Origin of the sequence: Aminobacter sp. Piv2-1 (assembly GCF_037625995.1) — a bacterium.
Lineage (GTDB): Bacteria > Pseudomonadota > Alphaproteobacteria > Rhizobiales > Rhizobiaceae > Aminobacter.
Window position 1 is genome coordinate 52,201 of record NZ_JARKMU010000004.1, and the last position, 22,518, is coordinate 74,718.

At 62.8% G+C, this 22,518-nt stretch carries 19 protein-coding genes; 4 read left to right on the forward strand and 15 right to left on the reverse strand.

Features of this window, described 5'->3' with window-relative positions; genetic code table 11:
* Window positions 1-28 precede the first annotated feature (28 nt).
* The 7 genes from AmiPiv_RS08560 to AmiPiv_RS08590 form a co-directional block, all read right to left on the reverse strand.
* Entirely contained in the window at window positions 29-580 is a 552-nt protein-coding gene (locus tag AmiPiv_RS08560; RefSeq protein ID WP_340036952.1) for a 2-oxo-4-hydroxy-4-carboxy-5-ureidoimidazoline decarboxylase, read from the reverse strand.
* A 518-nt stretch (window positions 581-1,098) separates the two neighbouring features.
* Window positions 1,099-1,821: a GntR family transcriptional regulator gene (locus tag AmiPiv_RS08565; RefSeq protein WP_340036953.1), complete on the reverse strand. Its 723-nt coding sequence runs from the start codon at window positions 1,819-1,821 to the stop codon at window positions 1,099-1,101.
* Window positions 1,822-2,268: 447 nt separating this feature from the next.
* Window positions 2,269-3,429, reverse strand: coding sequence for a M24 family metallopeptidase (locus AmiPiv_RS08570; protein ID WP_340036954.1), 1,161 nt, complete (start codon window positions 3,427-3,429; stop codon window positions 2,269-2,271).
* A gap of 83 nt (window positions 3,430-3,512) precedes the next feature.
* A complete protein-coding gene (locus AmiPiv_RS08575; protein WP_340036955.1) occupies window positions 3,513-5,102 on the reverse strand; it encodes an ABC transporter substrate-binding protein in 1,590 nt (529 codons plus the stop codon).
* A 33-nt stretch (window positions 5,103-5,135) separates the two neighbouring features.
* Window positions 5,136-6,734: an ABC transporter ATP-binding protein gene (locus tag AmiPiv_RS08580; protein ID WP_340036956.1), complete on the reverse strand. Its 1,599-nt coding sequence runs from the start codon at window positions 6,732-6,734 to the stop codon at window positions 5,136-5,138.
* Window positions 6,735-6,739: 5 nt separating this feature from the next.
* Complete coding sequence (locus AmiPiv_RS08585; protein WP_445206933.1) at window positions 6,740-7,624, reverse strand: ABC transporter permease; 885 nt, start codon at window positions 7,622-7,624, stop codon at window positions 6,740-6,742.
* On the reverse strand, window positions 7,621-8,562 hold the full coding sequence (locus AmiPiv_RS08590; protein ID WP_340036959.1) for an ABC transporter permease: 942 nt from the start codon (window positions 8,560-8,562) through the stop codon (window positions 7,621-7,623). Before AmiPiv_RS08590 ends, AmiPiv_RS08585 begins: the two co-directional genes overlap by 4 nt.
* A 220-nt stretch (window positions 8,563-8,782) precedes the next feature.
* On the opposite strand from AmiPiv_RS08590, the gene AmiPiv_RS08595 reads away from it, so the two are divergent.
* Window positions 8,783-9,490: a GntR family transcriptional regulator gene (locus AmiPiv_RS08595; RefSeq protein ID WP_340036960.1), complete on the forward strand. Its 708-nt coding sequence runs from the start codon at window positions 8,783-8,785 to the stop codon at window positions 9,488-9,490.
* Window positions 9,491-9,595: 105 nt separating this feature from the next.
* Here AmiPiv_RS08595 and AmiPiv_RS08600 read toward each other — a convergent pair whose 3' ends face one another.
* Genes AmiPiv_RS08600 through AmiPiv_RS08610 form a run of 3 tightly spaced genes read right to left on the reverse strand, consistent with a single transcriptional unit; the run spans window position 9,596 to window position 12,476 of the window.
* Window positions 9,596-10,825 carry a cyanate transporter gene (locus AmiPiv_RS08600; protein WP_340036961.1) on the reverse strand — a complete coding sequence of 410 codons (1,230 nt, stop codon included), beginning with the start codon at window positions 10,823-10,825 and terminating at the stop codon, window positions 9,596-9,598.
* A gap of 12 nt (window positions 10,826-10,837) precedes the next feature.
* Window positions 10,838-10,972, reverse strand: a complete 135-nt coding sequence (locus AmiPiv_RS08605; protein WP_340036962.1) for a hypothetical protein — start codon at window positions 10,970-10,972, stop codon at window positions 10,838-10,840.
* 10 nt (window positions 10,973-10,982) lie between these two features.
* A complete protein-coding gene (locus tag AmiPiv_RS08610) occupies window positions 10,983-12,476 on the reverse strand; it encodes an MFS transporter (protein ID WP_340036963.1) in 1,494 nt (497 codons plus the stop codon).
* A gap of 103 nt (window positions 12,477-12,579) precedes the next feature.
* Between AmiPiv_RS08610 and AmiPiv_RS08615 the strand changes: the two genes are divergently transcribed.
* The 3 genes from AmiPiv_RS08615 to AmiPiv_RS08625 all read left to right on the forward strand — a co-directional run bounded on the left by AmiPiv_RS08615 (window position 12,580) and on the right by AmiPiv_RS08625 (window position 15,907).
* Window positions 12,580-13,482 carry a LysR family transcriptional regulator gene (locus AmiPiv_RS08615; protein ID WP_340036964.1) on the forward strand — a complete coding sequence of 301 codons (903 nt, stop codon included), beginning with the start codon at window positions 12,580-12,582 and terminating at the stop codon, window positions 13,480-13,482.
* A 430-nt stretch (window positions 13,483-13,912) separates the two neighbouring features.
* A complete protein-coding gene (locus AmiPiv_RS08620; RefSeq protein WP_340036965.1) occupies window positions 13,913-14,476 on the forward strand; it encodes an outer membrane protein in 564 nt (187 codons plus the stop codon).
* 60 nt (window positions 14,477-14,536) lie between these two features.
* Window positions 14,537-15,907 carry an aminotransferase class I/II-fold pyridoxal phosphate-dependent enzyme gene (locus tag AmiPiv_RS08625; RefSeq protein ID WP_340036966.1) on the forward strand — a complete coding sequence of 457 codons (1,371 nt, stop codon included), beginning with the start codon at window positions 14,537-14,539 and terminating at the stop codon, window positions 15,905-15,907.
* Window positions 15,908-16,031: 124 nt separating this feature from the next.
* Here AmiPiv_RS08625 and AmiPiv_RS08630 read toward each other — a convergent pair whose 3' ends face one another.
* Genes AmiPiv_RS08630 through AmiPiv_RS08650 form a run of 5 tightly spaced genes read right to left on the reverse strand, consistent with a single transcriptional unit; the run spans window position 16,032 to window position 22,516 of the window.
* Window positions 16,032-16,940: a UTP--glucose-1-phosphate uridylyltransferase gene (locus tag AmiPiv_RS08630; RefSeq protein ID WP_340036967.1), complete on the reverse strand. Its 909-nt coding sequence runs from the start codon at window positions 16,938-16,940 to the stop codon at window positions 16,032-16,034.
* A gap of 44 nt (window positions 16,941-16,984) precedes the next feature.
* Window positions 16,985-18,304, reverse strand: a complete 1,320-nt coding sequence (locus AmiPiv_RS08635; RefSeq protein ID WP_340036969.1) for a glycosyltransferase family 4 protein — start codon at window positions 18,302-18,304, stop codon at window positions 16,985-16,987.
* On the reverse strand, window positions 18,301-20,505 hold the full coding sequence (locus tag AmiPiv_RS08640; RefSeq protein WP_340036970.1) for a hypothetical protein: 2,205 nt from the start codon (window positions 20,503-20,505) through the stop codon (window positions 18,301-18,303). Before AmiPiv_RS08640 ends, AmiPiv_RS08635 begins: the two co-directional genes overlap by 4 nt.
* A 6-nt stretch (window positions 20,506-20,511) precedes the next feature.
* On the reverse strand, window positions 20,512-21,246 hold the full coding sequence (locus tag AmiPiv_RS08645; protein WP_445206930.1) for a hypothetical protein: 735 nt from the start codon (window positions 21,244-21,246) through the stop codon (window positions 20,512-20,514).
* Window positions 21,236-22,516: a glycosyltransferase family 4 protein gene (locus AmiPiv_RS08650; protein ID WP_340036972.1), complete on the reverse strand. Its 1,281-nt coding sequence runs from the start codon at window positions 22,514-22,516 to the stop codon at window positions 21,236-21,238. The genes AmiPiv_RS08645 and AmiPiv_RS08650 overlap by 11 nt, the downstream gene beginning before the upstream one ends.
* Window positions 22,517-22,518 lie beyond the last annotated feature (2 nt).

Here is a 22,518-nt window from a genome sequence, read left to right on the forward strand (position 1 = left end):
GTTGCTCTGCTTTGTATTTCCAGAACCGCTATGAGAAACACGCCTCCACCTGGATTTCCGCCAGCCGTTCGACTTCGCGATAGGTGGTCAGCATCTCTGTTTCGTTGTCAGACGCGAGGCGGACTTCAAGGGACGCCAGCAGTTCGGCAGTGGTGTAATTGCGAACCACGAAAATCGCGCCGAAACCAAACTTCCCGGCATAGGAGGCCAGCAATGAAAGCAGCCTGGTTTGCTGGTCGGCGGTCATTGCGCCAAGGCCTGCCGATCGGCTTTCATCCGAGACGATCCGCGCAGCCCGAACTCCTGGATCGAGTGGCGTGTAGGCCTTGAGAATTGCCAGCTTTTCGGTGCTGCCTGCCGCGCGAAACTGCGATCTGAGCGCTATGAAGACGCCCGCACTGTCGAACACCGGTGCATACGCATGGTCATATGCCCGCTCTGCCAGCAGCTTCCCATCGCGAAAGCAATTGCTGAACCTTCCTACAAATTCGTCCCTGTTAAACGCAAGTACATCTCGCTTCATTTTTCCATTTTTCCGATGTTTATAGGGCTGAAAACCGCTGTTGCCGATGCGTTGCATTGAATGCCAGGCACTGGACGGGCTTGATCATCCAGTGGCTTGGCCGTTGCCTGTACGCGGAGAGGCTGGCTCCGTATTGGAGAGCTCTTGGGTTCGGCTCGTAAATCGTATACAAAAGTGGATACCATAATGGTACGCTATTTGAAATACGAAAATTGCAAGTTTTGGATACAGATTGTGACATCCATCCTGACGTAAAATTTCAGCGTCGTCGTCCGCGGTCGACCCGAGGCTGCGCGCCTTAGTAGACAATGAAGTGCTGCCGAGCGCTCGCGTCGGCCACCCAGCCGAACGGATATAGCGACGCGGTTCTGCAGCTACGCCGAGGGGGCATAGGCATTCAGGACCATGGGCGCCTTCTGGTGAGTGCCGTTGTCTACGGGCGCGGGGGCGAACCTTCTGCCGTGAGTTGCCGAGGCATTGGCTGGGATGGGGCAACGGACATCCAAACCGGGTGATCCGCTTGCCAGGCCTTCCACCGTCAAGCCCGCTGCCTAGCACCAGGCATGATACGCCAACTAGGTGAGCGGCTTGAAAAGAGCCTTGAAGTCAACGCGCGCGGGGACATCTGAAAGGCCCATCTGGGCCTCGATGTGATGCAGGTGGTTCTCCATCTGCCGAGCAGCAAGGCCAGGATCGCGCGACGCCAGAGCATCGACAATTTGCTCGTGTTCTTCACAGGAGCACGGAACGGCACCGGGCGACTCGTAGAGCGCAATGATAAGGGACGATCGCGATATCAATTCCTGCACGAAGTCGTGTAGAACGTCATTTCCGGCGAATGAGGCAAGTTCGAGATGAAAATCCCCTGAAAGCTGCAGTTGCCTTCGCTTGTCGCCCCGCTCTTGCGCCTTGCGTTCAGCCTCCACGGCGCTGCGCAGCCGTTCGATCCGCCGCTCGGTGATGGTCGGCGCGAGCCGCGTGACGAGCAGCCCCTCCACCGCGCGCCGCGCATCAAATACCTGCCTGGCCTCTTCCACCGACGGACGTGCAACGATGGCGCCCTTGTTGGGGATCAGTTCGACCAGCTTTTCATGAGACATCTGCTGCAGCACCTTTCTGATGATGGTGCGACTAATGCCAAAGGCACTTGCCAGCGCGTCTTCCTGCAATGGGGTCCCGGGCTGGAGCTGATGATGGACAATCGCGGCATAGATCTCATCATGGATCCGCACATCGACCCTTTCAGCGCGCGCCTTTGCAGCTGGCCGCTTGGCGTCGGCGCCCGAAGATGAAGGCATGAGGTCTCCCCAGGAGGTTCGAACGGATCGATTGTGCTCTGTATTGTATTATTTACAGCTGCACCATCTCAAACCGGCGAAGCTCGGAGGCGCCCCGTATCCGGTCCACAGTCACGACGCCGGTCCCATTTTGCAGGCGCCATACCCGGGCCCCGCGCCGGGGGGAGGGCGGGGGCGAACCGTGTTCAGGCGTGCGCGTGCCGGGAACTGGCCGCGAGGCCGAATGCATCGACGATGCGCTGTTCCATCGCGCCGTCAAGGCACTCCGCCAATAGATCGCCGTCCAAAGCCCTCGCTAGACCAGTTTTGGGGAACCAGCTGCGGTGTTCCTATCGAAACATGGGCAAAGCGGGAACAACTCGTCGAAGGGGCTCGTCATCGGGTCGTGGCAAGAACTTGGCCGTCGCGACAGAACAAGTTCGAGCATCGCGGCACGCATCCTGGATGCTACTTTACACCGAACACCACCTCGTCGTCGGCGAGCGGTTCGAAGCCGTTCTTCGTCAACACCGACGGCATGCTTGCGGGGACGCAACCTATTCCGTCCATGTAGAGGCAGGAGCAGATGTGGAAGCACATGCCTTCCTCCAGCACCTGTTCGTTGCCGGCGCGGATCGCCATGACATTGTCCTCTCCCCAACCCGGGGGGAATGACGCGCCGATGCTGTAGGCCGGTCGCGTGACCATGTATTCGCCAAAGCCGGCCTTTTCGACGACGGTTTCGAAGACGCGTGCCGCCTCGTGCGAGGTCATGCCGGGACGCACGCGCGCATAACCTTCGTTCAACGCGTCGCGGCAGACATCGAACATGCGGCGAACGAGGTCCTGTGGCTCGCCGATCGAATAGATCCGGTACAAAGGCGTATGGTAGTCATGTACCGACGCTGCCGGTTCGACGTTGATCACCTCGCCTCGCCGTATCGGCGCGCCGCACCAGGTAACGTGCGCACGTGCCGTGCGCGGACCGGCGCAGACATTGGGCATCTGGGCGACGCGCCCGCTGCCGTTGCGCAGCAGGCTGTCGGTCACGACCGCGGCCAGCGCACTGTCGGTCATGCCCTCGTGAAGAGCCTCGAAGCCATCTCGGCAGGACCGGGCGACAATCGCGCCGGCCCTGCGCAGCAGGGCGATTTCGGCCGGGCTCTTGATGCGGCGCAGATGCTCCACCAGGCCCGATGCGTCCACGACCTTGCGGGCGCCTGCGACCGGACCGAGGAAACCGCGCAGTGAAGGCAGTGTTGCCGCGAACTCCACCGCCAGGACGGCGTTGGGACCGCCAACATCGGCGATGGCGCCGTCGAGCACCTTGGAGAAGTCCTGGCCGTCGACCACGCCAAGCCCTTCGTTCACCCAAAGCTGATCGGCGAGCGCTCGGACATTGCTGAGCTCGGTCCGCCGCATGACCCAGATCGCCTTGCCGTCAGCCCGCATGACCAGCGCGGTGGCGCCATAGGCCAGCGAACCGAAACCCGTGAGATAGTAAGTGTTTTCGGTCGACGTCAGCACCACCACGTCGATGCCGCGCCCGGCCATGATCGCGCGCAACGCATCGCGGCGTGCCAGGTATTCCTGGGGGCTGAAGGCGAGCCGGTCGAAATTCTCGGTCATCTGTCTGTCTCGAAATCAATCAGGGAAGGGAGTGGCGGCGCGCCAGGCGCCGCCACTATCGGGTTTGCTGTAAAGGCGAAGTCTCAGTCCGCCTTCTTCAGGTTCCAGAACACCGGCACGTCCTGCGTCACCAGCATGCCCGACACCTTGTCGGAATGCGCGAGATAGGTCGTCCATTGGCCGAGCGGCACGTGATGACCGGTCTCGAAGGCGCGGGTCGAGTATTCGGCAGCCACCGCCTTCTTTGCCTCCACGCCGTCGGCCATCGCCCACTTCAGGCGAAGGTCCTCGAGCTGCTGGTCGCAGGGCCAGCCGAAGATGCCCTTCTCGCATGCGGCGGAGTAGGTGATGCTCCACACAGGGGTGGAGACGACCTGACCGCCTGCACTTGAATGGACGAGGTTCCAGCCGCCTTTGCTCGTGGGTTCCTTGGAGTTGCGGCGCTTCAGCACCGTCGCCCAGTCCATCGCCTGGACATCGACATTGAGCCCGATGTCGCGCATTGCCTGCACGGTCACCACAGTCGCCGGATGCGCGATCGACTCGTCCGTCGGATCGAGAATGACGATCGGCTTGGAGAAGTCCCAGCCGGCCTCCTTGAACAGTTCCTTGGCCTTTTCCGGATTTGGAGCCTTCAGCGCATCAAGCCCTGCTTCGGTCTCCATCGGCGTGCCGCAGATGAAGAAGGAGGCGCAGGTGCGGAAGAAGTCCGGGTTTCCGTTGATGGCCTGCAGGTATGCCTGCTGGTTCGTCAGCCAGAACATCGCCTGCCGTGCCTTCGGATTGTCGAAGGGCGGGTTCAGGTGATTGAAGAACAGCAGCGCCTGCCTGCCCGTCTTGTTGACGGTCTCGGTCGCCATGCCCGGCGCGCTCTTCAGCACGGGAAGGAGGTCGAGCGACGGGTTTTCCCAGATGTCGACCTCGCCGCCGAGCAAGGCGGAGAGTGCGGTCTGCTGGTCACGGATGACCAGCCATTCAATGCGGTCGACATTGGTCACCTTGCCGCCTGCAAAAGCGCTCGCCGGCTCCGAACGTGGGACGTAGTCGGCGAACTTCTCATAGACGACCTTGTTTCCGGGAACCCACTGCTCCTTGACGAAGCGATACGGTCCGGAGCCGACATATTCCTGGATTTCCTTGAAAGGGTCTGTCTCGGCGATGCGCTTGGGCATCATGAACGGGATGTTGGAAGCGACCTTGCTCAACGACTCCAACACGAGCCCATAGGGCTCCTTGAAGACGAGTTCGAAGGTCTTGTCGTCAACGACCTTCATTTCCAGAAGCACGCGGTTCATCAGCTGGCCGGCAGCATCGCGCGCAGCCCAACGCTTGAGCGAGGCGACGCAGTCCTCGGCCTTGACCGGCTGACCGTCATGCCATTTCAGGCCGTCGCGAAGCGTGAAGCGGTAGGTCTTGCGGTCCTCCGACAGCTTCATCTCCTTGACCATCTGCGGCTGCGGGACAAAATTCTCGTCGAGCCCGTAGAGCGTGTCGTAGATCAGGAAGCCGTGCATCTTGACGATGTCGGCCGTGGAGCCCATCGGATCGAGCGCCTGGAGATCGGCGTGTGGCACGAAGCGGAGCGTGGTCTCCGCAGCGGCGATCCCCATTCCGGCGATCAGAAATGCCGAGGCCAGAAGCGCTCGGCCGGTGCGTTTCAAAGTTGTCAGCATGTGCAGTTCCTCCCATTGGATTCTTGTGCCGCCTCAGGCGGTTGCTGCAGCCTGCCTCCCGGGGATGGAATCCAGCAGGCGGCGCGTATAGTCGTGTGACGGCGAAGCAAAGACGGCCCGCACGCTGCCTTCCTCGACCAGTTCTCCCCGGTGCATCACGAGGATGCGGTCGCAGATCTGGGCCGCGACGCGCAGGTCGTGGGTGATGAACAGGATGGCGAGATTGAAGCGTTTCTGGACGTCGTCGATCAGTTTCAGCACTTGCGCCTGGACGGAGACATCGAGCGCCGAGACAGCCTCGTCGGCCACCAATATTTCCGGTTCCATGGCAAGGGCGCGTGCAATCGAAATGCGCTGCCGTTGACCTCCCGAGAACTGATGCGGGTAACGGTTGAGGGCTGCCGGATCGAGCCCCACCAGCGCCATCAGCTCGCGGGCCTTCTCCCATGCAGCAGCCTTCGAGACACCGAAGTTCATCGGTCCTTCGATGATCGACTGACCGACGGTTCGGCGTGGGTTGAGTGAGCGATATGGGTCCTGGAAGACGATCTGCAGACGCCTCCGCAAGGGCTTGCCCGAGCCGTCCGGCATCTGAGCTTCGCCGGCGGTGGGCTCGATCAGGCGCGTTATGCAGCGTGCCAGCGTCGATTTGCCGGAACCCGATTCACCGATCACGCCCACTGTCTCGCCGCGGCGCAAGGTGAGAGAGGTCGGCTTGAGCGCCACAACCTCGCGCGTGCCACCGATGCCCGATCGGACATTGTAGGTTTTGGCGATGTCCTTGACGGTAAGGGCGAGGGGGCCAAGCGCCGGTTCCGGCGGCCGGGCGGCCTCGAGGGTGGGCACGGCGGCGATCAGCATACGCGTGTAGTCAGCCTCGGGAGCCGTGAGGATGCTGCTTGTGATGCCGCTTTCGACGACCTTGCCGGACTTCATCACAATCACACGGTCGGCGATCTCGGCAACCACTCCGATATCATGGGTGATGAACAGCACCCCCATGCCGCGACTGCGCTGGAGATCGCGGATCTGCTTGAGGATCTGCGCCTGCGTGGTGACGTCGAGTGCTGTCGTCGGCTCGTCGGCAATGAGCAGGCGGGGCTCCAGGATCAGCGCGGCCGCGATCAGCACGCGCTGGCGCTGGCCGCCCGAAAGCTGGTGGGGGTAGGTATGATAGAGCCGATGCGGATCGGGCAGGCCGACCTCCTCCATGGCCTTGACGACACGGGCGAACCGTTCGGCGGGGGACAGCGAAAGATGCGTACGGAGGACCTCGTCGATCTGGGCGCCGATGGTATGGACGGGATTGAGCGCGGTCATCGGCTCCTGGAAGATCATGCCGATCTCGGCCCCGCGCAGCGCGCGCATCCGCTGCGGCGACGCCTGAAGCAGGTCCTCGCCGTTGAACATGATCGCGCCCGACGGCCTGGCGAAGGTTTTGGGCATCAGGCCCATGATCGTCTGCGCCGTGACCGACTTGCCTGAACCGGATTCGCCCACGACGCAGACGATCTCGCCTTGGGAGGCCGAGAAGGAGACATCCTCGACCGCGTTGCGGCGGTCGCCACCGAGCGGCAGCGGCACTGTGAGGTTTCGGATGTCGATGACTGGAGGAAGTGCGTTCATGTACATCTCGCTCACATCCGTTTGGCAATGCGTGGGTCGAGCGTGTCACGCAGGCCATCACCGAGCAGATTGATGCCCAGCACCGTCAGCGCCAGAAACAGGCTTGGGAGGAAGACGAGCCGCGGCGCCACCTGGAAGAAGGTGCGGCCTTCCGAGATCATGTTGCCCCAGCTCGGGATCTCGGGCGGTAGCCCCGTGCCGAGGAAGCTCAGCGCCGCCTCGACCAATATGGCCGACGCGCAGATATAGGATCCAAGCACCAGCAGCGGAGCGATGGTCGAAGGCATTATGTGACGCACCAGGATGAGCGGTGTTGGCGTGCCGATGGAGATCGCCGCCTCCACATAGGGCTCTTCGCGCACGGTGAGCACCACGCTTCGAACAAGCCGCACCACCCGCGGAATTTCCGGGATCGTCAGAGCAACGATGACCGTTCCGACGCTTGCGCGGGTGAGTGAGACCAGCGCGATTGCCAGAAGGAAGGTGGGGATCGCCATCAGCCCGTCCATGACGCGCATGACAACGATGTCCATGGAACGGAAATAGCCCGCAACAAGCCCTATCAGGACACCAAAGGTGATGGCCGTGACTGCAACGGTGAGCCCTACGATCAGTGAACTGCGCGCGCCGTAGACCACGCGGCTGTAGACGTCGCGGCCAAACAGGTCGGTGCCGAACCAGGCGAGATCCGACGGCAGCTTCAGGCGCATCCCGGGATCGATCCGAACGGGGTCGACCGTCCCGAGCAAAGGTGCCGCAAGCGCCATGATCACAATCGCTGCAACGATTGAGCCGCCGATCATGACGGAGGGATTGCGTACCGCCTGAGAGATCAGGTCGAAAATCGGGCTGCGCGGTTCGTCACCGGCAAGTTGTGGTGAAAGCAGCGTCATCAGTAGCGCACCCTTGGGTCGAGCAGCGCGTAGCCGATATCAATGGCCAGGTTGATCAGGACGTAGACTGCCGAAAACAGCAGGATCACGCCCTGGATGACTGGATAATCGCGCTTCAGGATGGCATCGACGACCAGGCGGCCGATGCCGGGGATGTTGAATACGGTTTCGATGACCACGACGCCGCTGATCAGCAGTGCCACGCCTATGCCAATGACCGTGAGGATCGGAATTGCGGCGTTGCGCAAGGCGTGATGGGTGATCACCAGTCGCTCGGCGACGCCTTTGGCGCGGGCCGTGCGAATGAAATCCTCGCCCATCATTTCAAGCACGCTGGCGCGCGTGATGCGGGCGATAAGCACCATATAGGCAAGGCCGAGTGTCACCGTCGGCAGTGCGATGCTGCGCAGGAAGGGCAGCACGCCTTCGGATATGCTGGTGAAGCCCTGGACGGGAAGCCAGCCAAACTTCAAGGAGAACAGGTAGATCATGCAGTAGCCGAGCACAAAGGCGGGCACCGAAAAGCCGACCACCGAGACGGCCATGAGCGTCCGGTCGAGCCAACTTCCCGCGGTCGCACCAGCCACGGTGCCTAGCGGAACGGCAACGCTGATGGCAAACAACATGGTTGTCAGTGCGAGCGACAATGTCGGCTCGACGCGCTGCAGTATCAGCTCGGTGACCGGCAGGTTCGTGAAGATCGAGGTCCCGAGATCGCCGGACAGCGTGTTGCCCATCCAGATGATGAATTGCGTCGCCAGCGGCTGGTCGAGGCCGAGGGCCGTGCGGATACGCTGGAGTGCCTCGGCATCAGCGTTGTCACCGGCAATGACCAGGGCAGGGTCGCCCGGGCTGAGCCGCAGCAGCAGGAACACCACCACGGAGACGACGACCATCACCGGGATCACGGCGAGCGTTCGCTTGGCCACAAAAGCAAGCATCAATCCGCCTCCTCCAGCGTGAATACAAGCTCGCATGAGATTGGATACAATTAGAGCATACAAATATGCCGACGCCAAGCGAAAAAATGTTGGCAGCCATGGCTTTTCGATGCGGCCACTTGCCGTCAATGTGGCATTGCGCAGGCTATATGAGGACAGATATCGTGCTATTATGTAGACTATTTCGTATGCAATCGGACAGATTGGGAGGCATCGCAGGATGCGAAGCGAGAAGAGCAAGTCGAACGGTGGGCGCGCCCAGGCAGTGCATCGCGCCATCAAGAGGGCAATCCTGGACAAGGCACTGGGGCCAGGGGTGAAGCTGCCGGAGGACTCGATTGGCGAACAGCTGGGCGTCAGCAGGACCCTCGTGCGCGAAGCTCTGGTACGCTTGAGCGAGGAGGGATTGGTAGAACTGCGGCCACATCGAGGCGCGGCCGTAGCTACGCCGAGCCTCGAGGAGGGACACCATCTGTTCATCACCCGTTTTGCGCTCGAGCGCTTGGTCGCCGAGACCTTGTCGGGGCGGCTGACCAAAGAGCAGGCGCATGAACTGGCAGAACATATTGCTGCGGAAGAAGCGGCGAGGCACGGCCAGGATGCCGCCTCAATCCGTCTGGCAGGCGAGTTCCATACGTTGCTGGCCTCGATGACCGGCAATGCGACGCTGATCCGCTACGTCAATGAACTGGTCTCGCGTAGCTCGCTTATACTGGCGCTGTATGGTCGCCCACATTCATCGGAGTGCGCGGTTTCCGAACATCGTGAGATTCTCGACGCTCTGGTTGCGGGGGAAACGTCACGCGCCGCCCATCTGATGGTGCAGCACCTGGAGTCCATCACCACCAGGGCGGTGTTGCCCCGGGATGGTCAAAATGACATCCGCAATGTGTTGGCCCGCTACGCGACTGCCGAAGGATTGGGGTAGAATGCTCCATTCGATCTGCATTCAACCGCCCCCATGGCGTCTATGGAGATCGTCACAGTCATGCTGCCCGAGCTTCCTCGACACTCGGGTCCTGTGCGCGCTGCTTCAGGTGGGAAAGCCTGAGAGGCCGCTTCTGTCCGCCCCACTGGACCTCATGGCTTGATGGTAGCGGGTAGGATCGAGGCGCAGATAAATCAATGCCGTCACCCCCACGCTTACCGCATGCATGAGCCACCCGGCGGAGAAGTTGCCGGTCCAATCCTGCATGACGGTCATTGCATACGGGCCCAGCGCTGCGATCAGAAACCCGCCCCCTTGCATGAGCGCTGCCAAAGCTCCGGCCTGTTCTGGCCGCGGCAGATGATCGAGAGCTGTTACGATCGAAAGCGAAAAACTTCCGCCGAGCCCCGCGCCACAAAGCCCGGCCCACCACCAGGCGCCCTGGGTGGGAAAAAAGGCGAGGCCGGAAAAGCCGACAACCTGCATAGCTGCAGCAAACAGGAGCCAGGGACGTCGATCGCAGCTGCTACGTGCCAGGAGCGGAAGGCCGAGGGCCGAGCTTGCCTGGCACAATGCCATGATGGCTACGAGGCTGCTGCTTTCAGCACTGGTCCAGCCCTGAGTCTGGTAGTAGGGCGCAAGCCACGCCACCAGTGAAGAATAGCCGCTATTGATCAAGCCGAACGCGGCCATCAGAGCCCATGAGCGCGGGCGCCGCAGCAACGATCCCGTTACGGTCTTGTCCGGCCTGACTGCCTTCGCGTCCGGCAGAACCCGGCAGGAGGCTATCAGTGCGACCAAGACGGGGGCCGCGAGCCATGCGAGAGCGGCTCTCCAACCATAGCCGGCGCTTGCCAGGGCCGGCATCAGGCGGGCTCCGAAGGCACCGCCGCCCATGATCATAGCGGAATAGAGGCCGGTAACAGTCGGCACGCTGGTTGGAAACCGGGTTTTGATGATCCCAGGAAACGCGGCCTGTATGAACGCAACCCCTGCGCCGCACATCATGGCCGTCAAGATCAGAATAAGCCCGTCCGTTGCAAACAACCGCAACCACGAACCCGACATCAGCAAAGCAAGTGCCGCAATCAAGCCGCGTCGCACCCCGACCGCCGCCTCGATGGCCGGCGCGACGAAGGCTCCAGCGCCCATAAGAAGCATGGGCAGCAAGGTAAGCATTGCGACGCCACTGAATCTTAGGCCCGTGTCAGCCACGATGTCTGCAAGCATCGGCCCGGGCGCCGTCAGAAATGGCCGCAGGTTGATGCCAATCAGGACCACCAGCCCGACCATGGCCCATTGGCGGCTAGCGCGCCCGTTCCTCGATTGCTTCATAGGGCGAGCTCCCTACGCACGCGCAAGGCGATGACCATTGTGGTCAGCATGCTCGATGGCTGCGATTTCGCTGTCATTGGCTTCCAAACGAAGAACAATACAAAGGCGGGTGAGCATCGAAACGCGGGCGCAGCGGCTGGCGTTCATGGATTACTTCTCATTCGGTCGCCTCACGTTCCCGATCGTCAGCCTGGCGCTGCCGGGCACCTTCGCCGGCAACAACGACGCCCGGTTGAGTATCCGTGGGGGCCGGCCTTTGCTCGGTTGCGTCGTTTGTCGTCACCCCCAGCCGCGACAGACTCGCCATGCTGCCCAAAAGCGCAGCGGCCGCAGCAACCCACATCGCGACCGCCGCGCCGGGGGAGCCAAGGGACGTGAACAGGGCGGCCACCAGGCCGGCGCCGAAGGACTGACCCATGACGCCGCAGACGCTGGACATGCCGCCCGCGCTGCCGCTTCGCTCGCGGGGCACAGCGGTCATGATCGCCCGCATGTTGGGCGACTGGAAAAGCCCATAGCCAAAGCCGCAGAACGCCATGCGCCAGGCAATATCGATAGTGGTCGGCGCGTTCGGCAGCGTGGCGAGCAAGACCAGCCCGAGGCTCAGCACAACCAGCCCGACGCCGCCCAGCGTACCGGCCGGCACCCGGTCGGACAGGCGGCCCGCCAAGGGTGCCGCCAACGCGACGGCCGCGGGCCAAGGCGTTATCAGAAACCCCGTCTCCACCTGCGAATAGCCGTAGAGGGCTTGCAGCATGAAGGGCAGCGACACGAAGGCCACCGTCTGCGCAAAGAAGGCCAGGAAGGAGGTTAGCACCGACAGCCCGAACATCGGCCGGCGCAGCAGGTCGACCGCCAGGATCGGTGCCGGGCTACCAGCCTGGCGCCTCATCAGCAGGGCCAGGCTGCTTGCTGCGACAAGTGCCGCAAGTGCCGGTGTCGTCCATCGAGCGCCCTGGGTCGCCGTTCCCAGGGCAAAGACGGTCGAGGCAAGGAACGTGGCGCAGAGCCCCGCAGCCAGGCCGTCGAACCGGCGCGTGCTGCGCGGGGTGGCGGGAAGGGCGTAGAGGCCCATCGCGATGCCGACGATGCCGATAGGCACGTTGATCAGGAACAGCCAGTGCCAACTCGTCATGCTGAGGATGGCCGAAGCTGCCGACGGTCCTGCCGCGAAAGAGATCGCGACGACGAAGGCGTTCAGCCCCATGCCGCGCCCGAGCATGGATTGTGGGAAGATGAACCGGGTCATCGCCAGGCCGATGCCCAGGATTCCGGACGCGCTCACGCCTTGAAGGATGCGCCCCGCCACCAGCCACTCCAGCGATGGCGCAAGACCGCAGATGAGCGAGGCAAGCGTGAACAGGATGAGGCCACACATCGAGATGCGGCGCAGGCCAATGATCTCGCCGAGAGCCGCCGCCGGCAGCAGCGAGGCGGCCATCGCCAGCTGGTAGGCACTGACGACCCAGATCGACTGGGCATCGGTGGCGCCGATGTCCCGCGCGATCGTCGGAAGGGCGGTGTTTGCGATGGCCACGTCGAGATTGGCCATGCACACGTTCATCAGCACGGCTACGGCGGCGATCGTCCGTTCCGGCAGAGGCAGGCCCTCGCCTGGGGTCGGAACATGCTTGAGCCGGAATGCGAACACGTGTCAGCCCTCGTGCGATGCCCGCTTTGGCGCCACATCATTTCAATGGAGGAAGCTTGGGCCCGCCTATTGCGGACACAGACGGTTAGTTCTTGCGTTTTGCATGCGCAAATTAGATGTTTTGATAAAGTTTATGCAGAAATTGGATGGAGGGAGCATGTTTGATCCCAGGCTGCTGCGTGCCTTCGTGATGATCGTTGATTGCGGCAGCTTCACCACGGCTGCCGAACGTCTTCACATGACCCAGTCGACGATCAGTCAGCAACTGGGACGGCTGGAGGACGCCGTCGGGCGGGAGTTGATCGACAGGGCGGCCAGGCCGGTTCGCGTAACCGCGACGGGTGAACGGCTGCTCGGCCATGCGCGCCGCATCCTTGCCCTGCAGACCGAGGCGTTGAGCCTGTTGGCCGACACTTCCGGCACGACTTCGATGCGGGTCGCAATGCCCGACGACATCGCCACGCCCGAGATGGTTCGGGTCTTTGCGGCCTTCGCAAACCGCCACAGGCAGGTGCGCATAGACGTCACGACCGGACTGAGCCTCGACTTGACCAGGCGCTATCGCGGCGGCGAGTTCGACATCGTGGTGGTCAAGGAAGCAGCGGCCAGCTCCGACCATTTCGCGACGTTTCCCGAGCCCATCGCCTGGTTTGCATCCGCCGATACCGGCACGCTGTTTTCGGATCCGCTACCGCTGGTGGCGTTCCCGCCGGGAGGGCTTTACCGCGACGCAATGTTCGAGCGCATCGAGCGCGAACGCAGGCGCTGGTATGTCGCCTTCACGAGCAGTAGCCTTCAAAGCGTGCTTTCTGCCGTCGAGGCCGGGCTCGGCCTTTCCCTGCTCCCGGTCGGAACCACGACAGGCCGAAAGGTCAGGCAATCGCCCGACTTCGGCATGGAACCTCCGATGGTGGTCTCGATCTACTCCTGGGAGCGAGGCGGACTGGTCGGCGAACTCACCAGCGAGATGAGCGGGATCTTGAGTGCGCGATTCTTGGGCGCCTGACGCCGAGCGGACCGTCTCGTCGTCCCGCTGCACTGCCCTATAGCGGTTCATGAGGTCGAGGCTGATGAAACGAGGTCAAGCACTGATCGTCAGTGCGCTCGGAACGGTTTTCGCAAAGTGTCGGGGGCAGGCGGAATTCGGTGAACAAGTCTCGAAAGAAACGCGATGCCGCCCATCTTCCATTGCGCGTAAATCCAATTGCGATATATAGTATTATGCCTGTTGGATTTATTGTTGGTTAATTGTCAGCGCATAATAAGTATTCTGTCATATACTTGCAACAACATTGATGTAAATCGCTACCTTCTTTGGAAGGTTGTGCCCAGAAATACTTAAATGAAAATTAATGATCCTTTCAGTTGACGCTTGAACTGGGTCTGGCAAGCTGCTTACTGCGTTCTCATCTTAGTTGATTCGACCAAGGAAGCTGATGAGCGCGCGAATTCCTGTCTTTTTGATTCTGGTACTCTCAAGCAGCGCCGGCGAGGCTGCCGACTTTGGTACGCGAGGGGAGGTCGACTGGAGCGCGCCCTATATCGGCATTTCGGCGGGCTATGGCTGGCTGCGGGATGTTGACCGCTCGTTCACGCCGCCGCTCCGTTCATCGGGCGACGACGTCGTCTTCGGCGCCCACGCAGGCTACCTCCACCAATTCGGTTCCTTCGTCCTTGGGGGCGAAGCCGAGTACATGCGGCTCGACATCAATTTCGAAGGCTTCCCGATCGACGTCGAGGACGCCTATGCCGCGAAGGCTCGCATTGGCTTCGCCTTCGATCGCCTTCTGCTTTCCGGTCATGCCGGCGCCACCTACATCACCACCAACATCGGGCTGGAGGACTGGGGCTGGGTGGCGGGTGCCGGTGCCGACTACCTGCTTAGCGACAACCTCACCGCCGGCGTGAGCTGGGATCACATGCAGTTCGATCGGTTCGACGGAACGCAGATCGATGGCCAGATCGATCTCGTGAAGGCGCGGGTGGACTTCAGATTCTAGGGATTCGGCCAAGACGCTCGACCCGTGAGCTCCATACCGAACGAGAAAGACGCTTTGCCAATGAAAGCAATACCCAAGGCTGCACTGTCCGGCAGTCTGAAGGACTATCGCGCCTTGAAGAACAGCGGTCTCATGTCGCGCGCCGAAAGCTTCTTCGATTGGCAGGACCTTCGGCGTCAGCACGGCCTGTGGCCCTATGCCCGCTCGACGTCTTCCGCCCCCCGGCCGCGATCGGAGATCAGGACCGACGCCGGAGAAGCCAGCTCAGGCGTCAATTTCGCCTCACAGGACTATCTCAGCCTGTCCTCCCATCCAAGGATCAAGGCCGCAGCAACGGAGGCGATCGACAAATACGGCGTCCATAGCGCCGGTTCGGCCGCCCTGCTCGGCAACACCGCCTATTCGCTGCAATTGTCGGCTACTCTTTCGGACTTCCTCGGCGGCCGCGAGGTCGTGCTTTATCCGACCGGCTGGGCCGCGGGATATGGCGCCATCCAGGGTTTCGTCCGTTCGGATGACCACGTCGTGATCGACATGCTGGCGCATTCCTGCCTCCAGGCGGGAGCCGCCGCCGCAACACAGAAGGTGCATTACTTCCGGCATCTCGACCTTGATGCAGTGGCCCGCAGGCTGGCCAACATTCGCACGGGGGACGCGAAGAACGGCATCCTGGTGGTGACGGAAAGCCTTTTTTCAATGCACTCCGACGCTCCCGATCTCAGGGCGCTTCGAAATGTGTGTGACGCCTACGGAGCCAGTCTTCTGGTCGACTGCGCCCACGACTTCGGCTGCATGGGCGAGGACGGCCTTGGCCGCATCGGCCAGCAGGAAATGCTCGGCGAGATCGACATCGTCATCGGGAGCTTCTCGAAGACATTCGCGTCCAACGGCGGCTTCGTCGCCGTCAAGACGCGGGCCGCCGCCGAATATCTGAGATATTACAGCGCGCCGCACACATTCTCGAACGCCCTGTCGCCGGTCCAGGCGGTAACGGTTCTGGAAGCGCTTTCGATCATCCGGTCGGGCGAAGGGAAAGAGTTGCGGCATGAGCTGCGCGACAACGTCAATCATTTGCGCGAGGCCATGACGCGCTCGGGACGCGAAGTGCTGGGCGAGCCTTCCCCTATCGTGCCGGTTCGCGTCGGCGGCGAAGCCCTGGGCCGGCTGGCTTCGAAGTACCTCTCGATATTCGCCGGAATCGCCAATCTGGTGGAATTTCCTGCAGTCCCGCTTGGGCAATCTCGCTTCCGCTTCCAGGTCATGGCCGCCCACACGGCCGAGGATGTCGAAGCCATGGTTGCCGCGTTCAACCGTGCGATGGACAGTGCCGAGGCGGAGCTGGAGCGAATACAAGCTGGAGCAGGCACTCAACAACCGGCGACGTTCGATGCCGACCAGGTGCCGCTGGACGGCACCTTGACCGCGACCTGACAACCAGCCTGCATTTTGCCCGATCTGGCTGCGCCGGGTCACCTGGCCCAACCGGCTCGACTTCCATATCGCGAACTCATCTTGTGGCCCATGGACGGAACTCCATGGGCCAAGGGGCGTCATTTCACGCAACTGCACGCTGCGCCAGGGAGAGGGCTTCGATCTCGATCCCAACATAAGGCGCGAGGTCGGCACGCGCTGCCGCCATGTGCAGGTTGGCAGCCACGAAGCCGGCCGGCATGCCGCAATCGAAGGTGCGGCCGCAGAACTCGAAGGGGCGGATCGCCTGCTTCTCCATGAGCGTGAGCATGGCGTCGGTGAGCTGGATTTCACCGCCCGCTCCCGGTGCCTGCCTTTCGAGGATTTCGAAGATTTCGGGCTGCAGGACATACCGCCCGGAAATGTAGAGATTGCTGGGGGCCGTGCCGGGAGCGGGCTTTTCCACGAGGCCGGTGACGACCGGGCCATCGGCCGTCGGCTTGAGCGAAACGATGCCGAACTTGTGGGCGTCCTCGGGGGCACATCTCTCCACTGCGATCACGTTACCGCCATGGCGCTCATGGAGATCAACCATGGATTTCAGGCATGGCCTGTCGGCGACCATGAGCATGTCGGGCAGAAGTACGGCGAAGGGCTCGCTGCCGACGATGTGCCGGGCCGTCCATACCGCGTGGCCGAGGCCTCGCGCCTGTTGCTGGCGCACGAAGGAGATCGTTCCGGCACCTGGAGTGTTCTGCGCGATCCGATCGGCGAGGGGATGCTTGCCGGCGTTGCGCAGGCAGGTATCGAGTTCGAAGGCGTGATCGAAATGGTCTTCGATAGCGCCCTTCATGCGCCCGGTGACGATGATCACGTGCTCGATGCCCGAGGCGAAGGCCTCCGCCACGATGTAGTCCAACACGGGCCTGTCGACGATGGTCAGCAGTTCCTTGGGGATGCTCTTGGTTGCCGGAAGCATACGCGTTCCGAAACCAGCGGCGGGGATGATGGCCTTGCGAATCTTCTGCTGCACGGTGGTAGCCCTCCTGGTCATGCGACTTTTGTGGTGTTCTGGGATTTGCCGGTGTCGATCGTCTCTCAACCCGCCTGAGGAAGGAGGGATGTCCGGGAGGCGACGGCGTCGCCATGCTTCCGGCGCAGCAGCCGGCGGTAGAGGTCGACATGCTCGCGGGCGCAGCCGACGTGGCTCATAGGCTGTCGCATAGACGCCTGCAGCCGATCCCAGGCCTGGGGATCGGCCAGCGCCTCGGCGAGGCGGTCGGCGAGATCCTGCGCACTGCCGGCGCGGAAATGCAGTCCGTCCTTTCCGTCGCGCACCTTCTCGGCCATGCCGCCAATGTCGGAGCAAATGATCGGCCTGCGGTGGTGCAGGGCTTCCTGGATCACCAGCGGCGAGTTTTCCCACCAGGTGGACGGCAGCACCACCCAGTCCACCGAGCGCATCAGGCGAGGCATATCGGCGTTCTCATAGGCGCCGTAGAAGCGCACACGCTGGCCGGCGTCCTCGATGAGCTTCTTCAGGCGGTCCTGGAATTCGGTCGGCTGCCGCTCGAGATTGCCGCCGAAGATCATCAGGCAGGCGTCGTCGCCCCAGATGTCCTTCGGTACCCGCGAGACTGCGTCGATCAGCACGTCGACGCCCTTGAAAGGCGTCAACTGTCCGAAATAGGCGAAGCGGTTCCGGCGGGGGGCACGCGTCGGCAGCTCGCGTGCGGTCGCGGCCTCCCCCATCACGATCCCGTTCTCGATCACCGACAGCCTGTCCGGATCGATCCCCCATTCCGCATATCGGTCGGCCAGAAACTTGCTCGGGCTGACGAAGGCATCGGCCAGATTGATCATTCCGCGCACGAATCGCTCGCGCTTCAGGAAGTGCGACACCGGAATTTCGGGAAAGCAGCCATGGCAGGCGATAGGGGAAGCCTCCCGGCAGAGCTGGCCGGTCGGCTTCTTAACCATCTGGCCATGGTTGTGACAGATCGACAGATATTCGTGGAACGTCATGACGATGATCGACCACGGCTGGGCCTCGCGAACGGCATAAAGCGCTTCCATCCCGACGCCCAGAACATGATGGAAGTGGATGACGTGGGGCCTGGCGTCTCGCACGAAGCGCACGAGGTCGCGTTGAAGCGCGTCGGTGTCCCTGTTCGATAGGAAGAAGTGGTCGTAGTCGTCGGCGTGGAACAGCAGTTCGTCCTCGCTCGGACGAAGGCCCATGAGCGCCGAGGCGCCATGCCGCGGAAAGGGCCGGCCGACACGCGCGAGGTAGACCGATTCCACATCGGGCAGCGCATTCAGGCCCCGGTGGAGGCTGTGGGACGCGATCTCGGCACCGCCAAGCGAGATCGACGGATGCCCGTGCGAGACGACGAGGACACGAAGCTGCTCGTTCATCTGCGCGGCCTCTCCAGTGGTTTCTCGTTGCGGACGAGTTCGGCGGTACCGCGGGCATCGAGAATCTTGCGATCGATGCCTTCCAAAAGGGCTCCCATCGCCAAAGGGGCCGTGCTCGATGTCTCGTCGGACCCGAGCATCTGCACGGATGGTAGCCAGTAGGAGGCAAGGCCGGCGCTGCTGAGCCGAAGGCCAAGGTCCAGACCTTTGTCCCGGGAGCCGAGAAATCCTGCCGCGAAGCCGCCGGCCTGGAGGAGCGCCTCGCGCGGCATAATGCAGCATTCGAGCGATGCCGCCGCAACCGGCGTCAGCTTGAGCCCGGTCACCGCGCTGATGGGATAGCCTTCGTACCGGCCTGCCGGCCAGGTTCCGGCCCAGCGAACTGAATGGTCCTCATAGGCCAGGGTCGGGGAGATGATGCTTCTCTTCAGCGCCGCCTGGGTGGCGACAAGCTTGCCATACCAGCCGGGCCCGTGCGGCAGCAACGATCCCGCAAGTAGCACGACCGTTTCGGACGAGAGTGCCCGAGCCCCGGCTTCAAGGAGGTCGTAGGTGTCGCCTGTTTCCTCCGCCGAGACCAGCCTGAGGGCAAGTCCGTAGAACCCGGCGAGCTTGCCTATCCTGGCTACCTGCCGGTGAAAGCGTTCGCAGGGCATCACGAGGGCAATGGGAGCCCGCTTGGTTGCGGGATCGATCGCCAGCAGTGCGAGAAGGGGCGCAATGCCGCCTTCATCGTTTTCACCGACGCTGACGACGATCGGTGGGCCGAGGGCCTCCTCGAACGGGCCTGCATCGAGGACGGCCTTGACCGTCGGCGATAGCCTTGCGGAGGCTGCGAGAAGCGGGACGATCTGGCGGTCTATGAGTTCCGGCAGCGCCCAATCCGTGGGGTCGATGGCGCGGAGCTGGCGCATCACAGCAAGGCGAGCCGCAGTCCGCACCGGTGCAAGCGGCACGAAGGCGCGGCGGGTATCCCGCAATGTGAGTTCCAGGTAGAGCGCCGACGACGGGTCGCCGTCCAGCAGCCTTGCATAGGCAACGAAGCCATGCCTGTGGAAGCTGCGGTCGTATGCGCGCGAAAAAGCGGGCTCGTCTGCATGGGCCTTGGTCACGTCGGGCCGATCGAGCCGGCTCCAGTGGTCATCGAGCCTTGCCTCGCAGCCGTGGCGGCGCAGCTTCACGCATTGGACGTGGTTGTTGGGATCAAGCAGCCATCCGGAGATGAGAAGACCGGCACCATCGACCTGGAAAACATCGTCTATCCCCATCCGCACCGGAAAGGGCAGGCTCGAAACCGTCTCGGTTCCGTCGAAGCTGTTTGCGGCTGCGCGCAGGCGCAGCAGAACCGGGGCCGAACTGTGTGTCCGCAGAAGCACCGAGCGGACATGGCCCGGCGTTTCCAGCGGCCCGGCAATCAGCTTGCGATCATGGATGGCCGCGTAGCGCCATCCGTGGCGGCCGCGATAGGCCAATCCCCCGATGCCGCCCGGTATGAGCTGTTCGTCCCCATGCAGGAGGCCAACGAAGCCCGAAGCTCCCTGAGGGACGTCCTGCCGGGCGTAGACGGCGATTGCGCACTCCGCAGCCGAGGGCCTCTCGCCGTCGGCCACCGTTCGGGAAACGCCCGGCAGGATGTCATGGGCCCAGCCTTGCAGGAAGATCTCTCCGTTCTGGCCTTCGCCGAGAAGCTCGATGAAGCCGGTGCTGCCGTGCGCAGCCTTGACAAGTGCGGCGATGGCTGACGGTTCGCGCCAACCTGATGGCGCCTTGATGAGAAAATCCACCAGAGCATCGACCGCGGCGGCCAATTGGTTCCCGGCTAGTTCGGCCAGCACAGCGGCAGCTTCGCTCACTGAGGCGGCGCGAGGCGTGAAGACATAGCGCTTGCGGGTACTTTCCTGCCCGAACTGCAAGGTCGTGAAGACGCGATCGGCCGTGCCAGTCGACAGCAGTGCCGCGAAACCGTGTGTCGCTATCGGCAATGGCGCCGCCAATCGCCAACTGACGATTTCCGCTGAACAAGCTTCGGACGGATCGTCGTTGAGTTCTGCCTGCGCCTCGGCTGGCATGGCCCCGCCGCTGCCGATGACCAGCAAGGTGTCATCGCCGATCGGGCATCCGATTATCCTTCCTGCTCTGGGAGCCTTGCCGGAGCGCCGGGATGCGGTGGCAAGCGAGGGGGCATTGTCCACGGCCAGCATGGTATTTCAGGCCCTTGCAAGCAGCGTCATGGCAGCGCCTGCCGCAAAACCCACCAGGACGAAGAGCAAGAGGAGCAGGGGCTTCACCTCCCCGTTGGAGCGCTTCTGCAGTCCACCCAGGTTCTTCTCCATCCCTGCGACCACGCCATCAAGCCGCATCAGATGGACGTCGAGATCGTTCAGCCGCTGGGTGATGTCAGTCCGGAGGCTTGCAACGGCGGTGCTGATGTCGATGAGACCTACCGTCTCCGCCTCGCCCGCGTCGTCGATCTGCTGCGTGCGCAAGTAGGAGCGCTGGGAAACCTGCAGCTGCCGTTGCGCGGCCATCAGGACGTCCAGCCTGTCGAGAACCTTGGCGAGCGGCGCGGCTATCAGGGCTTCGGCGGCCTGTTCGTCGGGGCGCGGAACGCGCAGTGTCTGTTCGTTGTCTTGCCCGTTGATGGCCACCACGACGAGTTCTGCCACGCGCGTGACCGCCGGTTCGGGCAGCGCGATCTCGAAGGCGTGCTTACCGTCACCGATGCCGTTGCGCTTGAGATCTGGACGATCGCGGTCGGCAGCCGCCTCGGCGATCGTCTTGCCGTCCAGGACGACGCGGATCGCCAGCCGCTTGTTCGGCTCGGTGGGGTCGAAGGCCCAACCGAAGACTCGGCCCTGGTCGATAGCGTCGACGCGGCCACTCACCGGCCTGGCGTTGTTCTGCTCTACCACTATAGCCGCTCCTTCGACTTCAACGGGCATTCGATTGTCCCTCAGGCTGCTTGGAGACACGTGCGGGCTCGATCGCCTCGATCAATTCGAGATAGCGCAGGGCGGTCGTGTCGATGTCGTCGGGCCTGCGCGCGTTTCTGGAAAGCTGTCGCCGCAGTTCCGGCTCTTCGGCGATGCGGCGCATGGCCGAAGCGAGGGCGCGCGGATCGCCGGGCGAGACTGTCAGGCCATTGACACCGTCTTCGACCAGTTCGGCCATGCCGCCGATGTTGCTGGCAATGACGGGTCGCCCCTGAGCCTGTGCTTCCTGGATGACCAGCGGCGCATTCTCCCACCAGATGGAGGGCACGACCGTACAGTCGACCGCCGCGACGAGTTCGGCGACGTCCTCGCGCCGATAGGGTCCGCGCCGCTGCACCGTTGGGGCGGTCTCGCCGAAGCGGCGGTCGATCTCCTCGACGAAGGCTTCGCTCTGGAACGGCGCGCCGCCATGGACGCGCAATTCGAACTCGAGCCCTTCGGCGATGAGCTGGCGGGCCGCCTCGAGCAGAACAGTCGTGCCCTTCCAGGGGTTGAGATTGCCGAAATATCCGAAGACGGTCGGGCGGACGCCGTGGCTTTGCCCCGTCGCCGGCGTGCGCCGGGGCGGAAGACCGTTGGGGATAACGCTTATGCTGTCCTCGGCAAGCTCCCATTCGACAAAGCGCTGTCGCAGGAATTGGCTCGGGGCCACGAAGCGGTCGACCGTGCGCAGCAAGGCCTTCAGGTGGCGCTCGCGCAGCGCAAACCGGTCGAGGGGTATGTCCTTGAAGCAGGCATGGCAGCGGTCGGGGCTTGCGGCGTGGCAGAGCTCCTTGCCGCTGGTGCGCACCATCAGGCCGTCGTGGTGGCAGATCGGATAGTAGTCATGGAGCGTCATGACGATCCGGCAGTCCGGCAGCGTTCGCCGGACGATATGCGGGAACTCGGCGCCGATAAGGAGCAGGTGGTGGATGTGGACGACATCGGGGCGGAAGTCGGACAGTAGTTCCACGAGGTCCGGAACGACCCCGTAGAGGTCGACCTGGCTCATGTAGAAACGGTCGAAGTGGCCGGACCACAGCAGGATTTCGTCTTCCGCGCCGCCAAGGCCCTGAAAGCTCGTGCCGGGCCTGGCCTGGCGATGGATCTGGTTGGTGGCGCCCAGGAAAAGCACCTCGTGGCCAGCGCGCTGATAGGCGCGGAAGAGGTCGTGCGCGAAGATCTCGGTACCGCCTGGATGGAGGGCCGGATGGTTGTGCGCCGCAACGAGGATGCGCATGC

What these genes read in the sequence shown, in the direction of transcription:
- AmiPiv_RS08650 (WP_340036972.1), bottom strand. Translation starts at nt 22,516, where the DNA reads ATGCGCATCCTCGTTGCGGCGCACAACCATCCGGCCCTCCATCCAGGC.
- AmiPiv_RS08565 (WP_340036953.1), bottom strand. Translation starts at nt 1,821, where the DNA reads ATGCCTTCATCTTCGGGCGCCGACGCCAAGCGGCCAGCTGCAAAGGCG.
- AmiPiv_RS08575 (WP_340036955.1), bottom strand. Translation starts at nt 5,102, where the DNA reads ATGCTGACAACTTTGAAACGCACCGGCCGAGCGCTTCTGGCCTCGGCA.
- AmiPiv_RS08595 (WP_340036960.1), top strand. Translation starts at nt 8,783, where the DNA reads ATGCGAAGCGAGAAGAGCAAGTCGAACGGTGGGCGCGCCCAGGCAGTG.
- AmiPiv_RS08625 (WP_340036966.1), top strand. Translation starts at nt 14,537, where the DNA reads ATGAAAGCAATACCCAAGGCTGCACTGTCCGGCAGTCTGAAGGACTAT.
- AmiPiv_RS08615 (WP_340036964.1), top strand. Translation starts at nt 12,580, where the DNA reads ATGCGCAAATTAGATGTTTTGATAAAGTTTATGCAGAAATTGGATGGA.
- AmiPiv_RS08570 (WP_340036954.1), bottom strand. Translation starts at nt 3,429, where the DNA reads ATGACCGAGAATTTCGACCGGCTCGCCTTCAGCCCCCAGGAATACCTG.
- AmiPiv_RS08645 (WP_445206930.1), bottom strand. Translation starts at nt 21,246, where the DNA reads ATGCCCGTTGAAGTCGAAGGAGCGGCTATAGTGGTAGAGCAGAACAAC.
- AmiPiv_RS08590 (WP_340036959.1), bottom strand. Translation starts at nt 8,562, where the DNA reads ATGCTTGCTTTTGTGGCCAAGCGAACGCTCGCCGTGATCCCGGTGATG.
- AmiPiv_RS08560 (WP_340036952.1), bottom strand. Translation starts at nt 580, where the DNA reads ATGCAACGCATCGGCAACAGCGGTTTTCAGCCCTATAAACATCGGAAA.
- AmiPiv_RS08605 (WP_340036962.1), bottom strand. Translation starts at nt 10,972, where the DNA reads ATGAACGCCAGCCGCTGCGCCCGCGTTTCGATGCTCACCCGCCTTTGT.
- AmiPiv_RS08580 (WP_340036956.1), bottom strand. Translation starts at nt 6,734, where the DNA reads ATGTACATGAACGCACTTCCTCCAGTCATCGACATCCGAAACCTCACA.
- AmiPiv_RS08640 (WP_340036970.1), bottom strand. Translation starts at nt 20,505, where the DNA reads ATGCTGGCCGTGGACAATGCCCCCTCGCTTGCCACCGCATCCCGGCGC.
- AmiPiv_RS08635 (WP_340036969.1), bottom strand. Translation starts at nt 18,304, where the DNA reads ATGAACGAGCAGCTTCGTGTCCTCGTCGTCTCGCACGGGCATCCGTCG.
- AmiPiv_RS08620 (WP_340036965.1), top strand. Translation starts at nt 13,913, where the DNA reads ATGAGCGCGCGAATTCCTGTCTTTTTGATTCTGGTACTCTCAAGCAGC.
- AmiPiv_RS08630 (WP_340036967.1), bottom strand. Translation starts at nt 16,940, where the DNA reads ATGACCAGGAGGGCTACCACCGTGCAGCAGAAGATTCGCAAGGCCATC.
- AmiPiv_RS08600 (WP_340036961.1), bottom strand. Translation starts at nt 10,825, where the DNA reads ATGAAGCAATCGAGGAACGGGCGCGCTAGCCGCCAATGGGCCATGGTC.